The organism is Paenibacillus sp. WC2504 (assembly GCF_052682475.1).
The window spans coordinates 1,905,506-1,928,662 of record NZ_JBQZFH010000001.1; the positions used below are offsets into that span (position 1 = coordinate 1,905,506).

The 23,157-nt window shown below is 44.1% G+C and carries 19 protein-coding genes; 12 read left to right on the forward strand and 7 right to left on the reverse strand.

The window, feature by feature from the left end:
• Positions 1-88 precede the first annotated feature (88 nt).
• Positions 89-1,627, reverse strand: a complete 1,539-nt coding sequence (locus ACUN27_RS08560) for an ABC transporter substrate-binding protein (protein WP_326063268.1) — start codon at positions 1,625-1,627, stop codon at positions 89-91.
• A gap of 217 nt (positions 1,628-1,844) precedes the next feature.
• The gene (locus tag ACUN27_RS08565) at positions 1,845-2,729 is read right to left on the reverse strand and encodes an AraC family transcriptional regulator (protein WP_445558744.1); all 885 of its coding nucleotides are present in this window, start codon (positions 2,727-2,729) and stop codon (positions 1,845-1,847) included.
• 183 nt (positions 2,730-2,912) lie between these two features.
• On the opposite strand from ACUN27_RS08565, the gene ACUN27_RS08570 reads away from it, so the two are divergent.
• From ACUN27_RS08570 to ACUN27_RS08585, 4 genes are read left to right on the forward strand one after another with little or no spacing between them, the layout of a single operon-like run.
• Entirely contained in the window at positions 2,913-3,650 is a 738-nt protein-coding gene (locus tag ACUN27_RS08570; RefSeq protein WP_326063270.1) for a ThuA domain-containing protein, read from the forward strand.
• A 6-nt stretch (positions 3,651-3,656) separates the two neighbouring features.
• Entirely contained in the window at positions 3,657-4,709 is a 1,053-nt protein-coding gene (locus ACUN27_RS08575; RefSeq protein ID WP_445558745.1) for a Gfo/Idh/MocA family protein, read from the forward strand.
• A gap of 12 nt (positions 4,710-4,721) precedes the next feature.
• Positions 4,722-5,873, forward strand: coding sequence for an NAD(P)-binding domain-containing protein (locus ACUN27_RS08580; protein WP_445558746.1), 1,152 nt, complete (start codon positions 4,722-4,724; stop codon positions 5,871-5,873).
• A 4-nt stretch (positions 5,874-5,877) separates the two neighbouring features.
• On the forward strand, positions 5,878-7,026 hold the full coding sequence (locus ACUN27_RS08585) for a glycerate kinase (RefSeq protein WP_445560607.1): 1,149 nt from the start codon (positions 5,878-5,880) through the stop codon (positions 7,024-7,026).
• A gap of 195 nt (positions 7,027-7,221) precedes the next feature.
• On the opposite strand, the gene ACUN27_RS08590 is transcribed toward ACUN27_RS08585, so the two are convergent.
• A complete protein-coding gene (locus ACUN27_RS08590) occupies positions 7,222-8,319 on the reverse strand; it encodes a DUF3626 domain-containing protein (protein WP_326063274.1) in 1,098 nt (365 codons plus the stop codon).
• A 30-nt stretch (positions 8,320-8,349) separates the two neighbouring features.
• Complete coding sequence (locus tag ACUN27_RS08595; protein WP_315952023.1) at positions 8,350-9,198, reverse strand: AraC family transcriptional regulator; 849 nt, start codon at positions 9,196-9,198, stop codon at positions 8,350-8,352.
• 370 nt (positions 9,199-9,568) lie between these two features.
• On the opposite strand from ACUN27_RS08595, the gene ACUN27_RS08600 reads away from it, so the two are divergent.
• The 7 genes from ACUN27_RS08600 to ACUN27_RS08630 all read left to right on the forward strand — a co-directional run bounded on the left by ACUN27_RS08600 (position 9,569) and on the right by ACUN27_RS08630 (position 17,215).
• Positions 9,569-10,741, forward strand: a complete 1,173-nt coding sequence (locus ACUN27_RS08600; protein ID WP_315952240.1) for a Gfo/Idh/MocA family protein — start codon at positions 9,569-9,571, stop codon at positions 10,739-10,741.
• 36 nt (positions 10,742-10,777) lie between these two features.
• Positions 10,778-12,454 (forward strand): extracellular solute-binding protein, encoded by a 1,677-nt coding sequence (locus ACUN27_RS08605; protein ID WP_445558747.1) that lies wholly within the window; start codon positions 10,778-10,780, stop codon positions 12,452-12,454.
• 124 nt (positions 12,455-12,578) lie between these two features.
• The gene (locus ACUN27_RS08610) at positions 12,579-13,556 is read left to right on the forward strand and encodes an ABC transporter permease (RefSeq protein ID WP_315952019.1); all 978 of its coding nucleotides are present in this window, start codon (positions 12,579-12,581) and stop codon (positions 13,554-13,556) included.
• A gap of 12 nt (positions 13,557-13,568) precedes the next feature.
• Positions 13,569-14,450, forward strand: coding sequence for a carbohydrate ABC transporter permease (locus tag ACUN27_RS08615; RefSeq protein WP_315952017.1), 882 nt, complete (start codon positions 13,569-13,571; stop codon positions 14,448-14,450).
• A gap of 38 nt (positions 14,451-14,488) precedes the next feature.
• The gene (locus ACUN27_RS08620) at positions 14,489-15,268 is read left to right on the forward strand and encodes a phytanoyl-CoA dioxygenase family protein (RefSeq protein ID WP_326061220.1); all 780 of its coding nucleotides are present in this window, start codon (positions 14,489-14,491) and stop codon (positions 15,266-15,268) included.
• 61 nt (positions 15,269-15,329) lie between these two features.
• The gene (locus tag ACUN27_RS08625; RefSeq protein ID WP_445558748.1) at positions 15,330-16,157 is read left to right on the forward strand and encodes a sugar phosphate isomerase/epimerase family protein; all 828 of its coding nucleotides are present in this window, start codon (positions 15,330-15,332) and stop codon (positions 16,155-16,157) included.
• Positions 16,154-17,215 (forward strand): Gfo/Idh/MocA family protein, encoded by a 1,062-nt coding sequence (locus tag ACUN27_RS08630; protein ID WP_326061222.1) that lies wholly within the window; start codon positions 16,154-16,156, stop codon positions 17,213-17,215. Before ACUN27_RS08625 ends, ACUN27_RS08630 begins: the two co-directional genes overlap by 4 nt.
• A gap of 76 nt (positions 17,216-17,291) precedes the next feature.
• On the opposite strand, the gene ACUN27_RS08635 is transcribed toward ACUN27_RS08630, so the two are convergent.
• The 3 genes from ACUN27_RS08635 to ACUN27_RS08645 all read right to left on the reverse strand — a co-directional run bounded on the left by ACUN27_RS08635 (position 17,292) and on the right by ACUN27_RS08645 (position 20,238).
• Entirely contained in the window at positions 17,292-17,996 is a 705-nt protein-coding gene (locus ACUN27_RS08635) for an esterase family protein (RefSeq protein ID WP_445558749.1), read from the reverse strand.
• Between the two features lie 44 nt (positions 17,997-18,040).
• Positions 18,041-19,228: an ATP-grasp domain-containing protein gene (locus ACUN27_RS08640; protein ID WP_315952010.1), complete on the reverse strand. Its 1,188-nt coding sequence runs from the start codon at positions 19,226-19,228 to the stop codon at positions 18,041-18,043.
• Between the two features lie 113 nt (positions 19,229-19,341).
• The gene (locus ACUN27_RS08645; RefSeq protein WP_326061224.1) at positions 19,342-20,238 is read right to left on the reverse strand and encodes an AraC family transcriptional regulator; all 897 of its coding nucleotides are present in this window, start codon (positions 20,236-20,238) and stop codon (positions 19,342-19,344) included.
• 196 nt (positions 20,239-20,434) lie between these two features.
• Between ACUN27_RS08645 and ACUN27_RS08650 the strand changes: the two genes are divergently transcribed.
• Entirely contained in the window at positions 20,435-23,137 is a 2,703-nt protein-coding gene (locus ACUN27_RS08650) for a UxaA family hydrolase (RefSeq protein ID WP_326061225.1), read from the forward strand.
• The last annotated feature ends 20 nt before the right edge of the window (positions 23,138-23,157 follow it).

Here is a 23,157-nt window from a genome sequence, read left to right on the forward strand (position 1 = left end):
AAGAGCTAGACATAAATAGACAAGGAAGGTAATCAGGATAAGTTCTGATTACCTTCCTTTCCTTTATATCAATGCGTACGTGTATAAATTACGGTTTTATCGCTTTATACTGGGTAGCGAATTCAGCATATGCTTTTTTAGCTTCTGGCAAGTTGTTAATAGTGTCTACATATTTCTGGTATTCTTCCATCGTAATTTGACCAACGATTGCTTTGGTGACCATGGATTTCCACTCATCTTGGCGCTTCGCCCATAGCTCATTCCATGTGTCTGAATTGAGAAAGTTGAACGGATCCACGCTGCCGATTTCGTCAAAGTTTTTTACTTCAGCTATTTTGGCATCATTATAAGCTTTATCTCCCGATGCGCTGATGACTTTTCCCCATTTCATGGTGGCAAGTACGCCGGCGTTTTTACTTGTAGTGTTTACTTCTTTAACCCCTTTCTCATTGAGGACCTTTTGTCCGTCTATCACGGTGTGATGAACGCCTTCGATTCCATAATAAGCTAAGTCGGTCATTTCGGTAGAGGCCGTTTTCTCGAAATAGTCAAGCAATTGTATGACTTTGGCTTCTGGAACTTTCTTGGAGATCAGGAAGCTTCCGGTGCCGCCGATCGTCAAGTTAACGGCATAAGCTTTCGGACCTTTTAATGTCAGATTGAGAATCTTTGCGTCCGGTTGACCGTTCTTCTTAATTAAATCCTCCCATTCCTTGTCCCACCAGATGCTTCTTGTATAGGAAGCAGCGCGTCCAGTTGTGAATAGATCTTGCGCTTGGGTACGTTTCGTTACAGCAAACTCTTTAGACAACGCACCAGACTGATAGAGTTTTCTGAAATAGGCAATTGTATCTGTATATTGAGGATTTAAGTTTGTGTAAATAAGTCCTCCTTCGTTGTTGTAGGTTGGATTCATGGCTCCAAAGCCGGAAGCAAATGAAGCGTCGCCGTCGCTGATGATAACGCCTCCGCCAATTAATCCGAGCGTATCAGCGCGACCGTTTCCGTCAGGATCGCCCTGTGTGATTTTGACTAATGCATCTGCGTATTCATCAAGCGTTGTAGGGACGGGAATATTAAGCTTCTTGAGCCAGTCTTCGCGAATCTTGATTCCTGGGTCGATCGCAGAGCGTGATCCTGGAAGAGAATAAATTTTGCCGTTAACCGTTCTGTATTTGAATGCATTCGCGCCAACATTGTTTTTCAAATTGGGATATTTGCTAAAATCGCCAAGCAGAGGCGTAAGATCCCAGAAAGCCCCACTTTTAATTGCGCCGATCAATGACGGCCTTTTGAAGTCTGGAACTGACAGCACCTCCGGCAATTGTGCCGATGCAAGCAAGAGATCCAATTTCGTGTCCAAGTCCCCGGAGGGTACCCATTCCATATTCAATTTCGAATTGGTCTGCTTTTGCCATTCTGTCCAGAAAGCATCATTCATATCAGGGACTTCGTTGTATAGTCCCGCGAACATTTGAATGGAGAGAGGCTCCTTGGCTGAATTGACAGCGTTTTCAGTACCCTTCGAGTTGCTTTGTGTGTTCCCCACGTTAGATGAGCATGCCGTCATGCATGTAATTGTTGTGAGAATTGTGATTAAAACCGGTAATCGTTTTACTACATTCATCTTTCGTATCCTCCCCGAAATAGTGTTGAAGCGCAGCGTGATGATGAACGCCCTAGCTTCAACTTCATCATAAATTCCATTCAAAGGGCAGAATAGAGACATTACTTGTATACAGCTGCTGAGAAAATAATTGTCCTTTGGGAATACGGTGGAATGTGGGAATCATAGCTTGAAAACTTGGAAAAGTGTAAGAAAAGTCCGTAGCAGATCGTTCGAATTATCTCTTGCCACTCATGTTTTTTATGAATTCTTTTGGTGAACATTTGTTGTAACGATTAAACAGTTTGTAAAACTGTGCCGTGCTGGGTATACCGGATACATGGGCAATCTCAGTAATACTTAGATTTTGGGTAAGAAGAAGTCTCTCGACGTTTTTAATCCGTTTATGGTTAATAAACTCTATGAAGGAACATCCCATGACGGAACGGAAATAGCGGATAAAGTAATGGTAACTGAAGTTAAGGAGTGTACATGCATCTTCAATCGTAATTTTTTGATGCAGGTTGCGTTCGACATAGTCGAAGACAGGTTGGAGTCGTTGAATATCGAAGGAATCGTTATTTTGAAGAAGACCACGTGTATCGTGACGAACGAGAAGCCAAAGTAGACGCTTAATGGCGGCGCCTATGAACAGCTCGTAACCGCGCTCTCTTTGCTGAGATTCATCGTATATGGATTGAATAAGAGAGAATGTCTCCTGGCGCACTTTTGGAGATTCCCGCAGCAAGTAATTAAGCTCACTTAGCGCACGAGTTGTTTCAGAGAAGCCATGCAGGTAAGGAAGGTCGCTTTGGTCGAAATACCGAAATATATCAACTTGGAAAACAATGAATTTTAAAGGAGACAAGCTCGTTCTATGCGTTCTGTGCAACTCGGAGGAACCTAGAAGGACAATGTCACCGCTTTGTAGCGAATAATACTCATCTTTTGTTTGAATACCCATGTTTCCTTCGGTAACGATCAGAAATTCGACTTCTTTATGGAAATGCCAGGTTCCAGTGATCTCCATATCGGATTTAAGAGGCTCAAGATCTATCTCCCATATTTTCAAATATAGGAAGGGATTGAAATAGTCGACAACTTCCTCTTTGACGGGAAACACGTGTTCATGGCTAGGGATTTTCAATGAGGAGCACCTCGCTTTTGTAGGCAATTACGGAACCAGTATATCACGGATGTCATTTTTGGAGAAGAAGAGGTCAGGTTTGATCGTATCTTTTGTTTGGTGGAGGTGTCTATAATCGGAGGTAGATGAACGCATTGAAAATTCAGGAGGCGAATTCGTATGAACGAAAAAAAACGTGTTTTGATTTGGAATGAATACCGACATGAGCAGATAAACGAGAAAGTGAAAGCAATCTATCCGAAGGGTATCCATCATGCTATTGGGGAAGGTTTAGGTAGTGAACTGGAGATTGGTTACGCGACTTTGGAAGAAGAAGAGCACGGGTTATCGGAAGAAAGGCTAAATGAAACAGACGTACTTATTTGGTGGGGGCATAAAGCACATCGCGAGGTTATGGACGAAGTTGTAGAGCGCGTTTATAAACGCGTATTAGCGGGGATGGGACTGATTGTTCTGCACTCTGGGCATTTCTCTAAAATATTCAAAAAGCTGATGGGCACAACTTGCAACCTGAAATGGCGAGAAGCCGACGAGAAGGAGAGACTGTGGGTCGTGGCACCTGGCCATCCTATTGTAGAGGGCATTGGGGAATATATTGAACTGGAACAAGAGGAAATGTACGGCGAAAGCTTCGAAATCCCAACGCCAGATGAGCTTATATTCGTCAGTTGGTTTGAAGGCGGAGAAGTGTTCCGAAGTGGATGCACGTATCAGCGCGGGCAAGGAAAGATATTCTACTTCCGACCGGGCCACGAAACTTATCCGACTTATTACAATGATCAAATCCGAACGGTTATTCGAAATGCTGTGCATTGGGCAGCGCCGACGACAAGACCGGCACCTAACTTCGGAAACCGTAAACCATTAGAAAAGCTTAAGTCGCAGCAGGAGGTATAGTCCATCATGTCTGCTGTGAGTAAAACATATAAGCTTACTCAAGTCGGTTGTGGGAATATGGCTAAGCGCTGGGTGAAGTATGCGATATCTCGTGCGGATATAGAAATCGTCGCATTGGTTGATATTAATAGATCGGCTGCGGAAGCAATGGCAAGGGAATTTGGGCTCGACTGCTTATGCAGCGATGATTTGGATTACGCCATACGCCAAACGGATTCGAACTTAGTCTTCGATGTGACGATTCCCGAGGTTCACAAGCAAATCGTAATGAAAGCGGTAGAATTAGGTTGCGACGTAATTGGAGAAAAGCCGATGGCCGTTTCGATGGCGGATGCCATCGAGATGGAGGGTTTTGTACGACGGCATGGCAAGAAATATTCCGTTATGCAGAATCGTCGCTTTTCAAAACAGATCAGGGAAGCACGAGGAATGATCGATCAAGGTAGAATTGGAAAGCCGGGACAAACAACAGCGGATTTCTTCTTGGGACCACACTTCGGCGGATTTCGTGATGTAATGAATAATCCTTTGTTATTGGATATGGCTATTCATACGTTCGATCAGGCAAGGTATTTGCTTCAGGCTGATCCCATATCCGTATATTGCCATGAGTTTAATCCTCCGTATTCTTGGTATAAGGGAAACGCTTCGGCAATCTGTATCTTCGAGATGTCGGATGGCTCGGTGTTTTCATACAACGGATCATGGTGTGCCCATGGCGCTCCAACATCTTGGCAGGGAAGTTGGCGGGTTGTTGGTTCTAGAGGCACACTCATATGGGATGGCGACAATGATCCTTATTGCAACGTGTTGCGGGGAGAAGTGACTACTGATTCTCGTATGCAGGAGTTTGAAACAGTTGGGCCTTCCGAGATCTGGACTGGAAAAGAAGGTCATGACGCTTGTTTCGATGAGATGATGGCATCGCTGAATGAAGGCCGAAAAGCGGAAACGGATTGTTCCGATAATTTGGTGAGCATGGCGATGGTTTTTGCTGCGATTGAGAGCGCCAAACGGGGAGAAAAGATCCCCATATCCCTAGATACGGTTATTAGATAAGGAGGTACTATTTTGAAGAAAATCGGATTTATTGGTCTCGGTAATATGGGTTTGCCAATGGCTCGAAATTTAATTAAAGCAAGCTATGAGGTATACGGGATAAACAGAAGCAAAGCGGCTGAAGAGCAGCTTGAAGCATTAGGAGGACATACGGGCCACACGGTTGCGGATCTTGCCTCTCACATGGACTTGATTATGACTTGTCTACCACTACCTGCTGATATCGAACAGGTGTATCTGGACGATAATGGTTTAATTAACAATGGGCGTGAGGGTCTCATGCTGATTGACAATAGTACAGTTAGTCCAGAGTTAAACCGCAAAATACACTTAGCTGCTGCATGGCGCGGCATTCCATTTCTCGACGCGCCGGTTAGCGGCGGTACGACAGGTGCCGTAGCGGGTACACTGAGCATTATGGTTGGTGGTAATAGGAACGATTTTGAACGAGCGCTCCCCGTGCTTCAAGCAATCGGCAAGCAGGTTGATTACGTTGGCAGCAGCGGAAGCGGCTCGGTCGTGAAACTTATAAATCAACTGATGGTTGGTATTCATACTCAAGCGGTAAGTGAAGGTTTGGCGCTTGGAAGGAAATCATCTGTTGGAGAAGAGAAACTTGTGCAGATTTTAGGTACGAGCTTTGCAGGAAGCCGCATGCTTGAACGTCACTATAGTAATCACATTGCTAAGGAAGACTACAAGCCTGGTTTTGCAATTAAGCTTCTTGGAAAAGATCTGGACCTCGCAATTGAAATGGCTAAGCAAAGCGGCGTAGATCTATCTGTCGGCAACCGTGTAAGAAGCTTGCTGAAAGGCGCGATTCGAAACGGTTTCGCAGGACAGGATATGTCTGCTATGCTGGGCTTTCAACTTCAGCGGGACGAGAATAAAGAGTTCTTAAAGCATTTTGCCGTTTTTCTACCGATGAAAGATGCGGATAAAAGCGTGAAGTATCGAGAACAGCATTTACAATTTCTGGCGAATCGGCGAGAGGAAGGCAAGCTGCTGGCAAACGGACGATTTACAGACGGAGCTGGCGGATTGGTGATCTACAAAGCAAATAGCCTGGAGGAAGTCGAGGCATGGGTGAAAGAGGATCCTTATATTATTGAGGGAGCCCGCAATTATGAAATTCATGAATGGGATATCGTGCTTGCCGAATAAGACAATGAAGATAATTATTGCGCCAGATTCCTTCAAAGGAAGCATGAGTGCAGCCACTGCAGCACTAGCTATTGACAAAGGCTTTAGGAGATATATGCCCAATGTTCAAACTGTACTTATTCCGGTAGCCGATGGAGGAGAAGGGACAATTGATTGCCTGATTGCAGGTATCGGAGGCGTGTATAACCCGGCAATAGTAACTGGGCCATTAGGAAATCGGATAGAAGCCCACTACGGTGCGATGAAGTCAGGCTCGGTCGCTGTAATCGAGATGGCTTGTGCATCAGGCATCTGTTTATTGTCGCAAGATCAAAGAAATCCGTTAATAACAACAACTTATGGAACGGGTGAATTAATCTCCAAAGCACTAGATGCCGGATATCGCGAATTCATATTGGCAATTGGCGGTAGTGCTACGCTTGATGGTGGTGCAGGGATGCTGCAAGCGTTGGGTATGCGATTATTAGACGAAACCGGGGAAGATGTTTCATGGGGGGGAGGGTCCTTGGACAAGATTGTGACCATCGATGATCGTGGATGGGATCCACGAGTTGCCGAGTCTCAATTTCTGATCGCTTCGGATGTGCAGATTCCTTTGATCGGATCAGAAGGCGCTGTTCATGTTTTTGGTCCTCAGAAAGGTGCTACCCCTGTAATGATCAATCAACTCGAGCGAAACATGACACTTTGGGCCGATCTTATCGAAGCACATACTGGCATGCATCTGCATGATAAGCCCGGTGCTGGTGCTGCAGGCGGTCTTGGTGGAGCATTCCTTGCTTTCTTTCCTGCTAAGCTACAACGCGGGATTGATGTTGTTATCGAATATTCCTCATTGCGTCAGCATCTAATAGACTCAGATCTTGTCATAACAGGAGAAGGTCGGATTGACAACCAAACGGTATCTGGCAAGACACCGATGGGCATTGCTCAAGAGGCACAAAAATTCAATGTTCCTACGATTGCCTTTGCTGGTTCGGTAGGTAAAGGGATCGAACAGTTATACGATGTTGGTATTCATAGTGTTCATAGTATTATGACCGGTCCTATGACATTAGAAGAAGCCATGAAGCAAGCACCTGAATTGTTAGAGCAAGCGAGTGAGCAGCTCATACGAACACTATCAATTAAGGTATCCTCTTTCCTGTTTTAGATAAAACGACTAAGCATCCATCAATCATATATTGGGATTTGACGATTGTGCCGCAGGCGAAGTGGGTTGTGTATTTTCGGGATGGGAAGTTGAGCGAGGTTGGGTAGGATGAGACCGGGACCCGAAGGGGTTCCGGTTTGTTGTTTGTGACTACAGGCAGGTGTTTAAACTATTCGAGTTAATAGCTAGTCACTATTAGTATAGCTTAAAGTTTCGAAGTGGCTTTCCATATCTCACTAGAACATGCCACATAAGTTTTAACTCTTGAAGTACTTCTTTATAGGTTCCGCGATCGCTCCAAGAAGCGGGATTGCGCCTCAAGTCCATTACAGCCGATCCAATCATGCTCACATCGATAAAATCATTTCGTGCAATGCGTTTGGCTAAGGAAGGCATCGAGTGACCTCTAAAATCTGAGGGAACTTCATTTGCCAAAAGCACAAAGCCCATATGCCAATAGAGATCAATTGAATACTTGAGGCATATTTGTTCCAGGGTCCGCCCCGTAGGAGTTCCTCTAAATGAAGGATCTGCAACGAGCACTTCCACGTCTTCCTTAAGTGAAATATTCCCATGCACCTGGGCCTCAATATAATGGTTAAGATTGCGGCTAGGCTCTTTGATTCCTGGGTCAGAGAGTGGCCTTTCCAGATTAACCAGCACATGATTGATTAATTTCTGTGGTGTCAGATTTTTTTCCCCGATAGCAAAATCTCTTAAGAATGCCTCCTTCATGAGAGCGGCCATAATGATATCAAACTCCTCATACGTACCCTTTTCCTTCGGATCTTGATGAGAATCTAAATAAGTGAATGTACAACGATATGCGACCTCCGGAGATAGAAGGAAATAGCAAGATCCAAAACGTGGTGCTGGACCATCTGGATGTAACATCAAATCCAGTGCTCCATACTTGGGACGCTGGCTATGGGTTGAGTCCATTCGTTGATAGGCTCCTCCAAAAATCTTCTTTTCCCAGAGGTCGCGTTCACCGCCAGGATAAGCTGACACGCTACCATTAGATAATAATGTTTCAAACTGGCTCTTATAAATTCCTTGCTCAAGCAGTGCCTCGGCAACGCTTTTCATTGTCGGATCAGGTCTATCTGGATGAAAATGCAGGGCAATTTTTGCGTGCGCCTTTAGTTTGGCGACAGCTTCTTCAAATGGTTTAGACGCGATATTAGACATTTGAATAATTTCCTTAATTGCCCGCTCAGCTTCATCTTTGTGGTTTCTCGCGTATTTTGTAATATGCTCTAAAGCCAATAATTGTGAACTTGATAATTTCATGGATATAGTAGTCGCTCCTTTTCGAACCGATTAGTCAATATCCATATTACCTAAATTACCCTTATATTTTCCAGGAGAGATACCAACGGTACGTTTAAACATTTTCAAAAAATTGGAATAATCATTAAATCCACACAGTTCGCAGGTATCTGTGACGCTATAACCTTCCGAGAGAATCTGTTTAGCTTTGGATATCCGTTTGAAAAGAATATATTCATGGATGTTACTACCGATATGTTTCTTGAAAACTCTCCCCATATAAAATCGATCCACATAAAACTTAGTAGAAAGAGATTCAAGTGTGAGATCCTTTTCCAAATTCATATCAATGTAGTCTAATAAAGAAGTTAATAATTCCGGCATAGAAGAGAGGTTTTCCGAACGATTAACGTCTTTGAAGATAATATTGATCAAGACTAACAATTCAATGAGATAATTCAGCTTTAAAATCTTATAGCCGACATGGGGTTTAAGATTCTCAATTTGATTAAAAAGACGCAGAAATTCATTAATTTGGCTGGGTTGAAGCGTAATCTTATTTTGTTGGCCTTTAGGTTTGTTTAGAAAACAGCTTAGAAGGTCGAGACTTGGAGAATTAAATTTGCGAACGATATGTGGTGTAAACTGTAACGTTATTCGTTCGTATACGTTATCGTTTTTGAAGGAAGGTTTATGAATTTCTTGATTATTTGTAATCATGACATCGCCATATTGAATTGGATACATGTTCTTTTCAACGAAATAGTTCACATCACCTGAGATTAAAAAGTAAATCTCAAACTCTTCGTGCAAATGAAAGTTAACATTACATTTATTAGGATTATAGATTCTACGTTCATAACGGATGCATTCGTCTATACTTTCATAAGCTAAGTTCATCCATCTTACCTCACTTTAAATACCTGAAGGTTCAGGTGAATAGTAGTGTTACTGATGCTGGATAGCATCCAGCGACAGTCGGTGAATAATGACCGCAATCAATCTGATATTCTATAAACTCCGCTGCTCCCCAACCTTTCCTATACTTCCATATTAAAGAAGTTTACACAAAACTATTTTACAGACTCCCGTCAAGGGAATCAAGTAGCCATTCCTGCACAAAAAACGATATTTTAATCACAAAAAACTATGACTTATTGCGAGTATTATTTTAGAATAGCAAAAGAAAACGCTTTATTCTTCGTTTTTCCTACTTTGGTCAGGCTTAAACTACACTTTAATATACGGGGAGGGGTATTGGTTGAGTCCAATGAGAAAAGTGAAATTAGGTGTAATTGGTTTAGGCGGAATGGGAAGCAGCCATCTCAAGTATTTGACACAGATGGAGACAGTTGAAGTCGTAGGAGTTTGTGATGTTGTACATGAAAAGGCTGACAAAACAGCGGCTCTCTACCATACCAAGGCCTATTACAGCCATACGGAGCTTTTTGACAAATCGGGTATAGAGGCTGTGTTAATAGCCGTTCCCCATTACGATCATACGCCCATATCGATTGATGCCTTCTATAAGGGAATCCATGTTCTTTGTGAGAAACCTATTGCGGTGCATGTCAATGATGCTCAAAAAACGATAGACGCTTATGAAAGCGCTAAGGAACACTATCCCAATTTGATGTTTGGCATTATGTTTCAAGAAAGAACCTACCCTCATCATAAAAAAATAAAAGACATTCTTGATGGCGGCGAGCTGGGCCAATTAATCAGAGCGACCTGGATTAATACCAAATGGTTCCGATCTCAACTTTACTATGATAGCGGCGAATGGCGTGCAACGTGGGCTGGGGAGGGCGGAGGAATTTTGACCAACCAATGTCCGCATAATCTGGATCTCTACCAATGGCTATTCGGTCTCCCGTCACGGATCAACGGTTTTGCGCATATTGGCAAATATCATGATATTGAAGTCGAAGACGAAGTAACGGCCTACTTTGAGCACGAGAACGGGATGGTTGGCCATTTTATCGTAACTACCGCTGAAACACCTGGATCCAACCGGATGGAGATCGTGGGAGAGTACGGGAAATTGGTTTTTGAGGATAATCAAATTGTTTTGTATCGAACCCGTGAGTCGATGCTTCGTTTTATCAAAGAATCGCAAAGCAGGATGGGCAATGTTGAAAATTGGTACACGGAAATTCCTGTGAACGTGAATGTACCTACAGGGCATCGAGTTGTGACAGAGAAATTTATCGAGGCTATACAAAATGGCGGCGGGGAGCTTATCGCACATGGCCCTGAGGGGATTAACGGACTGACAATTGCGAACGCAATTATGCTTTCTTCGTTTAACGATCAAACCATTAAGCTGCCTATGGATACAGATGAATATGAGAAGAAGCTTAAGGAACTGATCGGAAGCTCCAAATACAAGAAGACAGTGAGACAGGATGTTTTTATGGATATTAGTTATTCCCAGGGTTAGGTCTTATCAATACAAAATGTCTAGGGGGAACTACCAATGAAGGGTAAACTCGGCATGGTTTCAGCTTTATCTCTTTCTGTTGTATTATTCGCAAGTGTATTAACGGGGTGCACCTCTAATGGTACGAAGCAAACAAGTACGTCAGAAAAAAATGAAGCAAGTTTATCTTCAATCCCGCTGCCTATCGTGAATAAGCCCATCACTTTAAAAATGTTTGTGCCCATGGATGCCAAAGTAGCGGCAACCATGAAAAACTATAATGAAATCGCTGTGTTTAAAGAACTGGAAAAAAGGACAGGGATTCATATCGAGTTCATTCATCCTGCATCTATGGATGGGGCGGCGATCAAAGAACAGTTCAACCTTATGGTCGCGTCAGGCGATTTACCTGATCTGATTTATTATAACTGGATAGGCGATTATAACGGCGGGCCCAATAAAGCGATCAAGGATGGCGTCATTTTACCGTTGAATGATTTGGTAGATAAGTATTCACCTAACCTTAAAGCGTTTATGAACTCCGATCCTAAAGCGAATAAACAACTGCGGACAGACGACGGTACGATCTATGTTTATCCAGAGGCCCAATCGCCGAATCAGTATGCGAAAGTAAACCCGAATCCGAATCCTGCATTCCAGACTTTTGGATGGCAGATCCGCCAGGACTGGTTGGAAAAACTGAATTTAAAGTCGCCTGAAACGATTGACGATTGGTATGAAGTACTAAAAGCGTTCAAAACGAAAAATCCTAGCGGCAGCGGTAAAAATGACGAAATTCCTTTGGCGCCTAAAGGAGCGGGGGACCTGCAGAACTGGGTCAGAGCATGGGGGATCAACTACGGGTTTTATCATGACGGCGATAATGTCAAATATGGACCTTACACACCGGAGTATAAGGAAGCGCTAACAACCTTAGCAAAGTGGTATAAAGAAGGCTTGATCGACCCTGATTTTGGGATTACGGATGCCAAACAATTCGATACCAAAGTTATGGGTAACCGTGCAGGCTCATGGACGGGATCCACATCAGGAACATTCGGAAGATTTGTTCAATTGATGAAAGCGAAAGATCCGTCGGTAAAATTATCAGGAACGGTTCCGCCTTATGTTACAGGCACGAAGTCCTACAATTTCAATGTTGATGAAATCAAGGTTGCCAGTGGCGGCGGTGTCGCGATATCCGCAAAAAGTAAATATGCGAAGGAAGCTGCGATGTGGTTGGACTATGGCTACAGTCCTGAAGGATCGCTGCTCAATACCTTCGGTATTGAAGGCGAGAGCTACAAGATGGTGAATGGTTCGCCTCAATTGCTTCCAGAGATTACGAATAATCCAAAAGGCTTGTCGATTGATGAGGCGTTATCTAAATATTCCCGAGGATCTGGCGGACTGGCCTTTGTCATGACACCTGAGATTTGGCAGCAGCGCATGGCTTTACCTGAACAGCAGCAAATTATTGGCTTATGGAAAGCAGGCTCCTACGACAGAACCATGCCGCCAGGGGTAACGCCAACCATTGAAGAATCAACCAAGATGGCATCCATTACTTCTGCGGTTAATACGTATAGGGATGAGATATTCTCTAAAATGATCATGGGACAAGTACCTCTTAGTGAGTTTGATAATTATATGAGCAAATTAAAAGCTATGGGAATCGAAGATGCGATCAAAATTCAGCAAGCGGCATATGACAGATACATGGCAAGGCAATAAGCCTTAACGTTGACCAGAATAGGATTGGCAAGCAGCAGGAGCGCCAGCACTTGATCGCCTCCTAAAGGTAAGATCAATGCTGGATGCCTGCTGCGCAAATTTCTTCGCTCAAAGGGGACGAATGATGGAGAATTTGACGGTTGGTGAGGCGGCGCATGCCAGAAGTATCTATCCAACGACGAAGCAAAGCGGCTTTGTCCATAGACTTCGAAGAGACTTATATAAAAACAGAATCATTTATTTCATGGCCATCCCCGTGGTCGCTTACTATATTATTTTTCAATATATTCCTATGTATGGAGCCTCGATTGCTTTTAAAGATTTCTCTCCAATGAAGGGGATTTGGGGCAGCACTTGGGTGGGAATGCAGCATTTTACCGATTTTTTCAACGATGTTTATTTCGGCAGAATTCTTACGAATACCCTTTTAATTAGTGTATATAACATTATTTTTGGTTTTCCGGCACCCATCATTTTGGCCTTGCTATTAAACGAAGTACGAAGAAATGATGTTTTTAAAAGGTTTGTGCAATCGGTGACGTATTTGCCGCATTTTATTTCAGTGCTGGTTTTATGCGGTTTAATTGTAGATTTTACGGCAAGAAACGGGATTATTAATGATTTACTCGCCTTCATGGGAATGGAAAGAATAACGATGCTGCTTGAACCTGGATTATTCCGAACCATCTATGTGAGCTCTAATATTTGGCAGGAAGTGGGTTGGGGCTCGATTATCTATTTGGCTGCTTTAGCCGGCATCGATCAGGACTTGTATGAAGCAGCGACGATTGACGGGGCGGGACGTTTCAAGCAAATGCTGCATGTTACACTGCCGGGAATTATGCCCACCATTATCATCTTGTTTATTTTAAGAATGGGAAGCATGATGAACGTCGGATTCGATAAAATCTTCCTGCTATACAATCCGGTTACTTACGAAACTTCGGATGTGATTTCAACTTATGTCTACCGCAAAGGGATTCTGGAAGCAAACTACAGCTTCAGCGCAGCCGTTGGATTATTTAACTCGGTGATCAATTTTGCGCTTTTGGTAGCTACCAACAAAATCAGTAAAAAAGTCAATGAAACCAGTCTTTGGTAGGGAGGGATGACGATGAATCTAAAGCGAAGCAAAGCCGAAGCTATTTTCGGTTTTTTTAATATATGCTTCTTGCTGTTTCTAGCTTTAATTACACTTTATCCATTTCTATATGTTACTATGGCGTCCTTAAGCAACCCCTCTAGTTTAGCAAGTCATTCCGGTTTGCTGCTCTGGCCTTTGGGTTTTAATGTAGACGGCTACATCAGTGTTTTTAAAAATCCCAATATCATCACGGGTTACACCAATACGTTAATTTATGTTGTAGTGGGAACAAGTATCAACGTAGTGATTACCTCGATCGGAGCCTATGTATTATCGAGAAAAGGTGTCATGCTGCGGGATTCCATCATGATGATGATTGTGTTTACGATGTTTTTTAGCGGAGGTTTGATTCCAAACTATTTGCTTGTGAAAAGTCTCGGCATGTTTGACACGATGTGGGCACTCATTCTACCGGGAGCGATCAGCACCTATAATTTGATTATCATGAGAACCTCGTTTGCGGCGATTCCGGATAGTTTGGAAGAATCCGCTCGTATTGACGGAGCCAATGATCTAACGATCTTGTTTCGAATCGTGATGCCTTTATCGCAAGCCGTAATCGCCGTTATGATTTTGTTTTACGCTGTGGCCCATTGGAATTCGTGGTTCAGCGCCATGATTTATTTGCGAGATCGAGATGCTTATCCTTTACAGCTCTTCTTGCGTGAGATTCTGATAAACAGCAGTACCGACAGCATGATTACCGGTTCCGGTGGGAGCGATAAAGAAGCGGTTAGCGAAATTATTAAATATTGTACGATCATTATCGCCACATTACCTATCATTGCCGTGTATCCATTCTTGCAAAAATATTTTACCAAAGGGGTTTTGGTAGGCGCTGTGAAGGGTTGAGCTAATAGGCCAAATTATAGTTGAAACGAGGGATTGGCATGATCTCTGAGGATCAAGTGAAGTTTTATCATGAGAATGGTTACTTACTTGTGAAAGGTGTGTATGACGCAGAGGAAGTTGAAACGTTCCGTGAATCGGTAGAAACATTCCTGAAGAGGGCGGCTGCATCGAAATTTGACCGGAGCCATGCTTGGGCTGGAGACTATCTGCCGCCGGAAGAACTAAAGAAGCTGGTACTTAAGGGCTTCCATGATGTTCAATATCATGACGCCCAGTTCATGCGCATGATCACGCAAAGGAATTTGATCACGATTTTCACCCAATTGATTGGCGAGAATGTTCAACTGCATCATACCAAGATGATGGTCAAACCTCCGGAGAAGGGAGCAGCCTTTCCCATGCATCAGGATTATCCGTATTTCCCGCACAGCAAGCACAGTATGATGCTCGCCAGCATTCATTTGGATCATACGAATGAGGAAAACGGCTGTTTGCATGTCATTCCGGGATCGCATAAACAGGGACCCTTACCTCATGTAGGAAGCTACTATTTGAATCATAAAGAATATCCTATTGAGAGCGGAATTCCTTGTATCGCTGAATCCGGGGATGTCTTATTTTTTAACTATTTAACGATTCATGGCTCACCTATCAACCGCAGTGACCGGACGCGTAGAAATATACTTGTCCAGGTTCGTGATCCCGAGGATCAGCCGACGAATGATAAGCATGTAAGCTGGGGACAGGGGTTGATGCTTCACGGTATCAATCCAAGATTCAGAAACTATAAGTATGAAGGAACATTACTGGAAGTTTGATAGCTGACAATATGATGGGAAAATGATTCTAAAATATGTTAACAAATTGGAGTGAACCTATATGAAACTATCTTTTACCACGTTAGGGTGCCCGGAGTGGCCCTTAGATAAAATTATTACCAACGCGACTGAATATGGATTTGACGCAATTGATTTTAGAGGCTTGACCGGTGAAATGAATATTTACAAGCTTCCGGAGTTTTCCGAGCAGGTTGACCAAACACTTCGTAAAATCACGGATTCCGGTTTGCATGTATCTTGCTTTTCTAGCTCCGTCCATTTGTTCTCAACGGAAAACTTCGAGAAGAATATGCAGGAGATCACCGAATTCTCAAAGCTTTGCCGTATTTTCGGAACACGCTACATTCGTGTGTTTGGGGGTAAAATTAGCGATGGTGTTAGCCGGGAAACGGCTGTTGAGAAGGTCGCTCAGCATGTAAGCGAAATGGCAAAAATCGCAAAGGCGCACGGTGTTAAGCTTTTAATTGAAACACATGATGATTGGATTTCATGCGTGAATATGAAAAAGGTGTTGGAGCAGGTGGATACGGAAGCCGTCGGGGTACTGTGGGATGTGCACCATCCTTACCGCATGGTGGGAGAGCAACCGGAGGAAACTTGGAAGACACTGGGGCAATGGATCGAGTACACACATGTGAAAGATTCACGTGCCGGAGAAAACGGAGGAGAAGATTTCCAATACTGTTTAACCGGAGAAGGAGATATACCGCTGAAAGACATCTACAAGTTATTAAACCGTGAAGGTTATCAAGGCTATTTCACCTTAGAATGGGAGAAAAAATGGCATCCTGAACTGGAAAACCCGGAGATTGCGTTTCCCCAGTATGTGCAATACATGCGCAAATTAATATCGGAGGTAACAATATGACAAAGATTAGAGTTGCCATCATAGGACAAGGGCGCAGCGGTCGTGATATACATGCCAATTCTTTAAGCCAAATGAAGGAGCAATATGAAATTGTTGCAGTAGCTGACATGTTGGAAGAGCGGCTGGAAAGAGCTAAAAAAGAGCTGAATTGTGATGTGTACCGTGATTACAAAGATCTGTTTAAGCGAAATGATCTAGATTTAATCATAAATGCATCGCCCAGCCATTTTCATTTCACGATTTCTAAAGAAATTATGGAAAGCGGATTTCATGTATTGTCTGAGAAACCGCTTGCCAGAACGGCACATGAGGTTGATATTTTGATTGATACGGCCAAGAAAACAGGGAAATTGCTTGCTATTTTTCAGCAGTCCAGGTACGCACCCGCTTATCGCCAAGTGCAAGAAATTATTAAATCCGGCGTGATTGGACGAGTGGTTCAGGTGAGTATTGCTTACAACAATTTTGCAAGAAGATGGGATTGGCAGACTTTAAAAGCTAATGATGGAGGCAATCTCTTAAATACGGGTCCACATCCGGTAGATCAAGCCCTCCAATTTTTTGGTAGCGAGGAAATGCCCCATATCACTTCTATAATGGATCGTGCGAATACGGCTGGAGACGCCGAGGACTACGTAAAGGTCATCCTGCATGGCCATGGGCGTCCTGTCATTGATATAGAAATTTCTTCCTGCTGCGCATATCCAAGTTTCACTTATAATGTCCAAGGGACTAGAGGCGGAATCAAAGGGAGCACAACCCATCTGGACTGGAAATATTTTAAACAGGAGGAAGCGGGAGAACTGAAATTAGTGACAACGCCTATGGTCAACGAAAAAAATGAGCCGGCGTACTGCCGGGAACAACTAAAGTGGTACGAAGAGAGCTGGGACATCCCCGCCGAACAGGGGAAAGATGTATTCCCTTCGATGGCTCAAAACTTCTATAACATGATTTATAATACGATTGTACATGGGAAAGAACTCGAAATTACACCATCACAAGTGCGCCAACAAATTGCCGTTATGGAAGAATGTCATAGACAAAATTCGCTATAATTGGAAAATATAATGAGGAACTATATTACAACGACAACAGGCTGCCAGCAAATTGGCAGCCTGTTTAACTACTGGGTTAACTTAGGCACCAATTCATGTAGTAAAGGATTTGTTTCCTCCACCAATACCAATCATGATTGACATCGTACCCCCAAAATTCCACGCTTGCTGGGACGTGTTTCTCCTGCAGCACTTCCAAGAGCTTCTGCGTCTCCGATCGCATTAAATCTTCATAAGCGCCTTGGCCTGTACAAATGATGATTTGGCTGTTCCTATATTGATTCAGATAGGAATCGTCCTCCAAGTTTTTTAAATAATGAAGTGGGGAGTGGTAATAAGCTGAAGGAGGGACCTCTTCTCCAAAAAATCGATTGGTCGAATACAAACCGCTTAAAGCAATTAAACTGTCAAAATATTGTGGATGCCGGAAAAACATGTTGGCACTATGATAAGCCCCCAGCGAACATCCTGTCGCCAGGATCTTCAGAGTTTGTCCTCCGTTGCTCTCCTTGCTTTGATGCAGAATAGAAGGTATGAGTTCGTTTTTCACATAGGCATCATATTGGTCATAGCGTTTCATTTTCTCATCGGTCGACGAGTGCTTGGCATAAAATGTCTCTTCATCAATGCTGTCGCATGTCCAGACTTGAATTTGCCCCTGTTCAATGTAACTTTCCAACGTGCCGATCATACCAGAATCTTCATACTGATAAAACCGTCCGCAGGAGGTGGGAAAAACAAGAACGGGCTTCCCTTGATGTCCGTAGGTTTTGTATTCCATGTCCCTTTGCAAGCTGTCACTATATGCCTTGTGATAGGTTACTTTCATGCATACACCTCGACTTTGTTTTCTACGGCATGGATAAAAGCTTCAATTCGTTTCACTTCATCAAAGTTCTTTGAGCGAAATTGATACGCATAATTTCCCCTTGACTGGCTTTGTACATCCTCAATGCTGAAGTGATTGACAATTTCATGGTGATAACGCTGCATGATCTCTTCGTGCCCATGGGCGTAGGGGAGGTGGTTTTTGTGGCTGGCAAACCCGGTATAATACTTCCCGACAAAAGGTCCTTCTACCTGATTGTTAACAACCATATTCGCCCATAGTTCGTAGATATCGATATCGTAAGTATAATTGATCGCATCCGTCATCCACGAACCGGGCGGCCTCATATTGACTTCAAGCGCAATAATATTTCCATCCACATTGGATTTGAAAAACTCAAGATGAAAAAAACGTTCTTTGATCCCATAGGTTTGGATGATCTTTCTACCGGCCTCCTCAATTTCCTCGCTTACTTCCTTTAAACAATAATAGCTAAAATGATTTCCAGCATTTACAGATTCCATGATGCTATGTGGAAATTCGTGGCTTGCAGCAAATAGGATTTTACCATCTTTGTTGACAAGACCATCGTAAGTTTGCAGTACGCCGTCTATATGCTCTTGCATGATAAATTCGACATCTGACGGTTTGGTATGCAAGAAATGCTCAAGCTCCGACTCGTTCGCGATTTTGTAAGTCATGTTCGCTCCCACGCCTATATTCGGTTTTACAACGACGGGATAGCCGATTTTGGCAATGAATTTCTTTGCCTTCGCACGATCGAATTTCGTTATGGAACGTATGGACTCGACACCGCTTTTTTTGAAAAACTTTTCCATCTTCGATTTTTGTTTCAAATTAGAAATGAAATCGAGCTTCGTCCCGAAAATGTTGAAATCCGTTCGAATGTGCGCATCAAGCTCTAGCCAATGTTCGTTAAGAGATTCGAAACGATCAATTTTTCCATATTTATGGGTATAGTAACCGACCGCGCGCAGAACCTCATCATAATCTTCCAGACGATCTACTTTGATGTACTCAGTTAGCGAATATTGCAGCTTCTCGTCAAGTAGGTAATAATCCACATCGCTAATGCCAAGTACATTCACTCCGCATTTTTTCAATTGAAAGCAAAATTCCGTGCAGTAATTTGGATAATTTGGCGAAAAGAAAATAAAGTTCATTTATTTGTCCCTCCTGACTCCTATTATCTAAAATTTTATCCTGACATTTCCATGTTTTCAAGAAAATCAATTGTAAAGATCAGTAGGAGCAGGGATACTTTCACATTTTTAAGTCAGTTGTCTAATTGGAAGCTAATTTCATTCATTACTTTTCTTCGATATACGCCTGGGGTAACACCAGTAAACTTCTTAAATAACTTATGAAAATAAGGTAAGCTCTCATACCCGCAATTGTGGGCGATCGTATCAATACCTAAGTCGGTAGTTAAAAGCAGCTCCTTTGCAGTTGAAATTCGCTTGGCATTCACATAGTCGGTGATGTTCATCCCGGTTAGTTGTTTAAACACCCTAGATAAATGAGCGGCTGAGACGGAAGTGTGCTTAGCCAAATACGACAGTCCAGCGATTTGATCAGTGTGAAACTGATCTAAGTGTTGAAGGATGTTTAGTAACCAGGGGGGGCCGATATCGGACGCCGCCAGTTGAGGATGGGATTCTTTTAATATCAACCGATTAATGCTGATGAGAAGGCTATTTAAATGTAATTGAACTGCGTATCGAAAACCAGCTTCATGTTGTTCCAATTCTTCATGCATTTGTTTGAGTTTATCTTCGAGATGAGGGCGCATGGCCGCTGGGACTACAAGCTTATAGCTCTTATATTTTCGGGCTCGCTCAAAAACTTGCCTATTCGTAAACGAATCACCGGCTGAATAATGTCCGATCAGTTGCGAATCAAAATAGACAGCAGTGGCAGTGATTGGAAATTCAGAATCTGGCAATGCCTGATGAACGGTATTTCCAGGAATGATGAAGAGGTCTCCTTCATTCATCTCATAGAGCATTTGGTTTAAGAAAAACGTACCTTTTCCACTATAAATATAAACCAATTCAAAGCGATCATGAAGATGCTCTGGCAGTTCACGATTTGGTGTCTTTTTGTCCTTAAATACAATGTCCAATGGTAAGAGGTGGTCGTTAATAAAGTTCTTTATAAGTGGTTTTTGCATGTTCCGAACCTCCCCAGATCAGCTCACTTCGTGATTTCTCTTATTTATAGAATATCAAAATAGAGTATGTTTTTGCAAAGGTAAAGAATTAACAAATGCCATATTCTTGATACAATATTAGTGAGCAACACTAACCTTGAAGAAACTCAATTTATTCTATAAGTTCGGAAAATCTCATTAAAGGAGCCAGTCATCGATGGACGTCATTTACCAATTTGAAGAAGTAGCGAGACTTCCCTTGCCCGGGGATAACTGCGCCGTTGCGATTCACCAATTGAACTCCGGTACTGTCATTCAGTATGAAGGCCAATCCCTCGTCTTGGATTATACGGTTATGGAAGGCCATCGATTCGCGGTGAAAGCGATTGCTCCTGGCGAAGATCTGCTTTCGTGGCATTTGCCTTTCGGTGTTGCGATTAAGCCGATTCAGCCCGGTCACTATGTGATCAATAAAACCGTACGGGAAGCGCTCAGTGTCCGCCAGTTGACATTCGCGGTGCCGGCGGAGCCCAATTTTGCTGATCAAGTTTCTCCCTATATCCTTGACGAGGAGAACTTCCAGCCGGCTCAGGCATCACCAGCTTATGAGGATACGCGTACGTTCATGGGGTATCGCCGCCATGCAGATCGCGGGGTTGGCACCAGGAACTACGTCGTACTGCTCGGTACCACCTCGCACACGGGGAGCTACGTGAATGAGCTTGCTTCTCGTCTGCAAGGCGAATGGAACAAGGATTCGAATATAGATGGTATCGTTCCTGTCGCTCACACGGAAGGCGGCACAGAGAAGGCGAATAATGTAGACTTGCTGCTGCGGACGCTTGCAGGTTTCATGGTCAACCCGAACGTCGGAGCGGTATTGGTTGTCGATTATGGCAATGAATCGGTTACGAACAAGATGGTTGAGGCTTATGCACGTGAGCATAGCTATCCAATCGATGAAGTGCTGCATAAATTCGTGTCGCTCACAGGCAGCTTCGAAGAGGAGTTGGTTAAAGGTGAAGCGATTGTACGGGATTGGCTGGAGGCGGTTAGCTCGATGCAGCGGACGCCTGAATCCATCAGCCACTTGCGAATCGGCTTGCAGTGCGGCGGTTCGGACGCATTTTCCGGAGTATCCGCGAATCCGCTGCTTGGCTGGGTTTCGGAACAATTGGTGCGCTACGGCGGTGCGGCTAGTCTAGCCGAAACGGATGAGTTGATTGGCGCGGAGCCTTATGTCCTGTCGAAAGTGCGCAACGTGGAAACCGCTCGCAAATTTCTGGAGCTTGTGAACCGATTTAAGGAGCGTACGTCCTGGCATGGCACTAGTGCGGAAGGAAACCCGTCAGGCGGCAACATGTATCGTGGATTGTACAATATTTATCTCAAATCTATAGGCGCTGCCATGAAGAAAGACCCGACAACACGGATCGACTATGCAACGGAGTACGGGGAGCTCATGAAGGATGGCGGTTACTATTTCATGGATAGCCCTGGAAATGACCTGGAGAGCATCGCTGGACAAATAGCCGCAGGCTGCAACATGATCTTTTTTACAACAGGAAATGGTTCAATCACCAACTTCCCGTATGTACCTACGGTCAAGGTGGTCACGACAACTCGCCGCTTCCAATTGCTGTCGAACGATATGGATGTGAACGCGGGGCAGTATCTGGAAGGCAAGTCGATGGATGAGCTGGGCCAAGAGGTATTCGAGTTGGCGATCCAAATTGCCTCCGGTCAGCGAAGCGTCGGCGAGAAGGCAGGCCATGCCCAAGTACAAATTTGGCGCAACTGGCAGCAGAACGATGTGAGTCAGCTGGAGACGCTGCTTCACACTCCTGTACCGACAGGAGATCCGATCGCCATTAAAGATGGTGCTGTAACGACGGCTAATTCAATCCAATTCTCCTTTACTCGGCAACGCAATCGGCAGTCCAGTGATCATATCGGCTTGATCGTGCCGACCAGTCTTTGTGCCGGACAGGTAGCGGGTATGATCACACGGCGCTTGAATGAGCAAGGAGCAGGGAAGCCTGAGCTCGCGCGCTTTGTCACCTTGGCGCACACGGAAGGCTGCGGCACCTCGGGGGGGCCAGCTGAATCCCTGTTTTCCCGTACGATGATCGGCTATATTACGCATCCGATGGTGGAGCATTGCTTGCTGCTGGAACATGGCTGCGAGAAAACGCATAACGACTACATGCGCCATCAGATGGATGTGATGGGTGTCGATGCGAGCCGACTTGGTTATGCCAGCATCCAGCTCGACGGGGGAATTGCCAAGGTGAGCGAAAAGGTCGAGTCCTGGTTCGCCGATCAATTGGCTGCTGCCGAACCTGCGGAGAAGGTGACGGTCGGTCTGGAAGGGCTGCGCATCGGGATTGTAAGCGCTGGTGCCATTAACAAAGAGGCCAGCGAACAGTTGGGGCTGCTAACCAAGATGATTGTCTGGGCCGGAGGCTTGGTTGTCGTTCCCGAGAACAGCGGATTGCTTACCGAGGACGGATTCAGTCAGCCTTTATTTGGCTCGTCTCCAGTTCGGCCGTCCATTGCCTATGGGGAACACGTCCGCCGACACGGCTTCCACGTGATGGAGACGCCAACAACGCATGGCGTGGAGACGATTACAGGACTCGCCGCCACAGGTGTGGAGTTAATCATCGCGCTGATCGGTGATCGTCCGATTCAGGCGCATCCTTTCGTCCCCATGCTGCAAGTGACTTGGAAACAGGCCGATCTGCCTAACCATAAGCAAGATGTCGATTTGGTACTCGAGGGCAACCCGAGCTGCTGGGTGAATCAAATTCTCGAACGCAGCAAAGAAATTCTGGAACATACTTATGTACCGCGTCTCTATCAGCAAGGTAATATCGATTTTCAAATGACACGAGGCTTTTTGGGTGTGTCGTTATAATACAGACAATATCAGAAAGC

Excerpts from the sequence above, each read along its gene's own strand:
- ACUN27_RS08560 (WP_326063268.1), bottom strand. The coding sequence starts at position 1,627 with ATGAATGTAGTAAAACGATTACCGGTTTTAATCACAATTCTCACAACA.
- ACUN27_RS08570 (WP_326063270.1), top strand. The coding sequence starts at position 2,913 with ATGAACGAAAAAAAACGTGTTTTGATTTGGAATGAATACCGACATGAG.
- ACUN27_RS08575 (WP_445558745.1), top strand. The coding sequence starts at position 3,657 with ATGTCTGCTGTGAGTAAAACATATAAGCTTACTCAAGTCGGTTGTGGG.
- ACUN27_RS08585 (WP_445560607.1), top strand. The coding sequence starts at position 5,878 with ATGAAGATAATTATTGCGCCAGATTCCTTCAAAGGAAGCATGAGTGCA.
- ACUN27_RS08590 (WP_326063274.1), bottom strand. The coding sequence starts at position 8,319 with ATGAAATTATCAAGTTCACAATTATTGGCTTTAGAGCATATTACAAAA.
- ACUN27_RS08595 (WP_315952023.1), bottom strand. The coding sequence starts at position 9,198 with ATGAACTTAGCTTATGAAAGTATAGACGAATGCATCCGTTATGAACGT.
- ACUN27_RS08600 (WP_315952240.1), top strand. The coding sequence starts at position 9,569 with ATGAGAAAAGTGAAATTAGGTGTAATTGGTTTAGGCGGAATGGGAAGC.
- ACUN27_RS08605 (WP_445558747.1), top strand. The coding sequence starts at position 10,778 with ATGAAGGGTAAACTCGGCATGGTTTCAGCTTTATCTCTTTCTGTTGTA.
- ACUN27_RS08610 (WP_315952019.1), top strand. The coding sequence starts at position 12,579 with ATGGAGAATTTGACGGTTGGTGAGGCGGCGCATGCCAGAAGTATCTAT.
- ACUN27_RS08615 (WP_315952017.1), top strand. The coding sequence starts at position 13,569 with ATGAATCTAAAGCGAAGCAAAGCCGAAGCTATTTTCGGTTTTTTTAAT.
- ACUN27_RS08620 (WP_326061220.1), top strand. The coding sequence starts at position 14,489 with ATGATCTCTGAGGATCAAGTGAAGTTTTATCATGAGAATGGTTACTTA.
- ACUN27_RS08625 (WP_445558748.1), top strand. The coding sequence starts at position 15,330 with ATGAAACTATCTTTTACCACGTTAGGGTGCCCGGAGTGGCCCTTAGAT.
- ACUN27_RS08630 (WP_326061222.1), top strand. The coding sequence starts at position 16,154 with ATGACAAAGATTAGAGTTGCCATCATAGGACAAGGGCGCAGCGGTCGT.
- ACUN27_RS08635 (WP_445558749.1), bottom strand. The coding sequence starts at position 17,996 with ATGGAATACAAAACCTACGGACATCAAGGGAAGCCCGTTCTTGTTTTT.
- ACUN27_RS08640 (WP_315952010.1), bottom strand. The coding sequence starts at position 19,228 with ATGAACTTTATTTTCTTTTCGCCAAATTATCCAAATTACTGCACGGAA.
- ACUN27_RS08645 (WP_326061224.1), bottom strand. The coding sequence starts at position 20,238 with ATGCAAAAACCACTTATAAAGAACTTTATTAACGACCACCTCTTACCA.
- ACUN27_RS08650 (WP_326061225.1), top strand. The coding sequence starts at position 20,435 with ATGGACGTCATTTACCAATTTGAAGAAGTAGCGAGACTTCCCTTGCCC.